Here is a 651-nt window from a genome sequence, read left to right on the forward strand (position 1 = left end):
ACTTTTTCGCAGCTCTTCGTCGAGATGCGTTCTTTGGTGTTGTAAAAACCGTTCAGCATGAAGAACAAACCCGCAATCATCAACACAATCACAGCAGGTAAGTAACCCTGATCTGCGCGGCCATCAGCGAAGTAAGCACTCAGTTTTGGGAACACAACCAAAGTCGCACCAATACCCGCATTCACCCCTAACATGGCACAAGTTGCCGCTTTTGCTCGCTCTTGTGGTTCATCCGTCATAACAGAAGACATAGACCAAAACGGCACATCAGAAATAGTGTAAAGCGTACCCCAAAGAATGTAAGTGATACCGGCATACATCACTTTTGTCGATGTATCAGCATCGATGTTATAGAAAGCGGCCACCGTGACCAGAACAATCAGAACCGGCGTAAACAGCATGTAAGGGCGGAATTTACCAAAGCGAGAGTCCAACGTGTCCATGTATCCGGCAATGAGCGGATCGTTCACCGCATCCCACACACGAGCAATCAAAAAAATCGTACTCGCCGCAATTGGAGAAATGCCCAAAATATCGGTATAGAAATAAAGAATAAAAGAGCCGACTAGACCAAAGCTAAAGCACTGGCCTACCCCATAGCCGAAGTAAGACATCAGCTCCTTATTAGTGAGTTTGTTTTGTAGAGTAGTC

1 protein-coding gene is annotated in these 651 nt (G+C 46.1%); it reads right to left on the minus strand.

Annotated features, from left to right (window positions below):
• Positions 1-614, minus strand: a 614-nt coding sequence (locus R7044_RS25985) for an MFS transporter (protein WP_225456092.1), incomplete at its 3' end; no start/stop codon positions are given.
• Positions 615-651 lie beyond the last annotated feature (37 nt).

Source organism: Vibrio sp. 1402 (assembly GCF_033340275.1).